Origin of the sequence: Ferruginibacter sp. (assembly GCF_031430955.1) — a bacterium.
Classification (GTDB): domain Bacteria; phylum Bacteroidota; class Bacteroidia; order Chitinophagales; family Chitinophagaceae; genus Ferruginibacter.
In genome coordinates this window covers 1-2,294 of sequence record NZ_JANPCM010000102.1, presented here as the reverse complement: position 1 = coordinate 2,294, position 2,294 = coordinate 1, and the positions used below count along the sequence as shown (strand labels likewise).

The window sequence follows — 2,294 nt, the reverse complement described above, 5'->3', positions numbered from 1 at the left end:
CCGCTGATTACGCAGATGTCGCAGAAAAGATTTTATAAATTATTTACTTTTCTAAAAATGTCGTTTGCAATATTATTGGAATTAAAGTTAACCAAGATGCCCAATTTTAAACTCGTTAACTTTAAATAAGTTATAGTTTGTTTGTGATGAACTTCGGCTAACTTTTCAACTGACTTTATTTCAATGATTACTTTATCATTCACCAATAAATCAATTCTAAAGCCAATATCAAATTTAATATCATCATAAATTACAGGGAGCGGCACTTCCATTTTTACATTAAGGCCAAGTTTTTCCAGTTCGTACTTTAAAATGTGTTTATAAACATTCTCAAATAAACCAGCCCTGAGTTTTCTAACCACTTTAAAAATAGCATCTCTTATCGGTAAGAAATTTCATTTTCAGACATAATAATAATTTTATTGTGAATTTAAGTTAGCCCGCTAATTTCGCTGATACTTCAACAAGCTCAGTACCCAGAAAGTATAATCTGCGACATCTGCGAAATCAGCGGGCAATACCCTAAGCCGCAGGCTTTTCACCGCCAATCAACAGCAACTCGTTTACCTGTATTTCGGTAACGTATCTTTTAATACCGTCTTTATCAGTGTAGCTGCGGTTAATGAGCTTTCCTTCAATTGCAACTTCTTTGCCCTTGGTTAAAAACTTTTCGGCGATGTCGGCAACTTTACCCCATGCCACCACATTATGCCAGGTAGTTTCGGTAATTTTTTCGCCGGTACGGCCACGGTAAGTTTCGTTAGTGGCCATGCTAAAGCGAGCCAGCTTTTTGCCGTTTTCGGTGTTCTTAACTTCTGGTGCGTTGCCCAGGTTACCAATCAATTGAACTTTGTTTTTTAATGCGTACATGTTTTTTCGTTTTGTGCCGTGCTGTTGTTTTAAAGCCGTGCGATGATTTAATTTATTTCAGCCAACCGGTTTTATTGTTTTGTTCCGATTGACAATGCAAAGATGCGGCGGCAAAAAAGCGGTAGCCGGAGATTATCCTTTTACTTACCTTTATAACCGTATGTAAACGGGTGCATTTGCTAATCGAAAAAAATTTTTCTCTTAAAAACCAAGCTGGTATTATGTTACAACAGAAAGAAACAAAAACCTGTATGAGTTGCGGCAAAGCCGTAAAAGGCCGCAGCGACAAAAAATTTTGTGATGATTACTGCCGGGCTGCTTACAACAACGACCTTAAAAGTGCTGCTAACAATAATATAAGGAACGTAAATAATGCCCTGGGAAAAAACCGCCGCATTTTAGAAAGCCTGTTACCTGATGGTGAAGCAACCGCAAAAGCTAACAAGGATAAACTTATAGAAAAAGGTTTTCAATTTAAATACCATACCCATTTATACCACACCAAAACCGACAAAACTTATTTTTACTGTTATGAGTATGGTTATTTACCGCTGGAGAATAATTGGTACTTGATTGTAAAGAGAGAGGGAGAATAATAAAATCGTTTTACCCATGTTAGAGGAAACCTTTATAAAACTAATTGGTAATTACACAAAAGATGCCCGGCTGGCCAAGCAACTGTGGAATGAAATTGAAGAAAATTATTCCAACAAAAAAAGGTATTACCATACATTAAACCATCTTGAAAGTTTATTGCAACAGCTGTTTACAATTAAAATAAAAATTGAAGATTGGGATACCGTTTTATTCTCTTTGTATTACCACGACATTATTTACAACCCACTAAAAACTACCAACGAAGAAAAGAGTGCAGCGTTTGCTGAAAACCGTATGCAACTGATTGGTGTTCCTCAAATGACTATTGAAAATTGTGTGCGCCATATTTTGGCTACTAAAAAACATCTTTTAAGTGCAGATAACGACACCAATATTTTTATTGATGCCGATCTTTCTATTTTAGGGCAACCATGGAATGTGTATGAAAATTATTATAAACAGGTAAGAAATGAATACTCCCTTTACCCAGACCTGATTTATAAACCCGGAAGAAAAAAAGTACTGCAGCATTTTTTACAAATGGAAAGGATATTTAAAACGGATTATTTTTTTGAAAGGTTTGAGAGCCAGGCGAAGGCGAATTTGGAGAAGGAATTGAATAGGTTTTGAAGATTTTCGAAAAGCATTTTTGAATAGATTATTAGACCGCTAGTGCTAATTGTTAACAATCTTGAAAATTGGGGGAAATCTAACAAAACAGGGGAAAGGAAACATTACCTTAGAGTTTATAAAAAATAAAAAGAATTTTTACATGACACAGATTGCAATTAACCAACAAATTGAAGCCCTTAAAAAAGTTACCCGGG

The 2,294-nt window shown here is 35.4% G+C and carries 4 protein-coding genes; 2 read left to right on the top strand and 2 right to left on the bottom strand.

Going from position 1 to position 2,294, the window contains the following annotated elements; genetic code table 11:
* Positions 1-32: 32 nt before the first annotated feature.
* Positions 33-362: a GxxExxY protein gene (locus tag ACY65O_RS02800; protein WP_462219332.1), complete on the bottom strand. Its 330-nt coding sequence runs from the start codon at positions 360-362 to the stop codon at positions 33-35.
* Between the two features lie 160 nt (positions 363-522).
* On the bottom strand, positions 523-870 hold the full coding sequence (locus tag ACY65O_RS02795) for a single-stranded DNA-binding protein (RefSeq protein WP_462219331.1): 348 nt from the start codon (positions 868-870) through the stop codon (positions 523-525).
* A gap of 221 nt (positions 871-1,091) precedes the next feature.
* Here ACY65O_RS02795 and ACY65O_RS02790 point away from each other — a divergent pair, with 221 nt between their 5' ends.
* Positions 1,092-1,466 carry a hypothetical protein gene (locus ACY65O_RS02790; RefSeq protein ID WP_462219330.1) on the top strand — a complete coding sequence of 125 codons (375 nt, stop codon included), beginning with the start codon at positions 1,092-1,094 and terminating at the stop codon, positions 1,464-1,466.
* Between the two features lie 16 nt (positions 1,467-1,482).
* On the top strand, positions 1,483-2,097 hold the full coding sequence (locus ACY65O_RS02785; RefSeq protein ID WP_462219329.1) for an HD domain-containing protein: 615 nt from the start codon (positions 1,483-1,485) through the stop codon (positions 2,095-2,097).
* Positions 2,098-2,294 lie beyond the last annotated feature (197 nt).

Bases quoted from the DNA above. Each gene is read 5' to 3' on its own strand.
- ACY65O_RS02795 (WP_462219331.1), bottom strand. From the start codon at position 870: ATGTACGCATTAAAAAACAAAGTTCAATTGATTGGTAACCTGGGCAAC.
- ACY65O_RS02790 (WP_462219330.1), top strand. From the start codon at position 1,092: ATGTTACAACAGAAAGAAACAAAAACCTGTATGAGTTGCGGCAAAGCC.
- ACY65O_RS02785 (WP_462219329.1), top strand. From the start codon at position 1,483: ATGTTAGAGGAAACCTTTATAAAACTAATTGGTAATTACACAAAAGAT.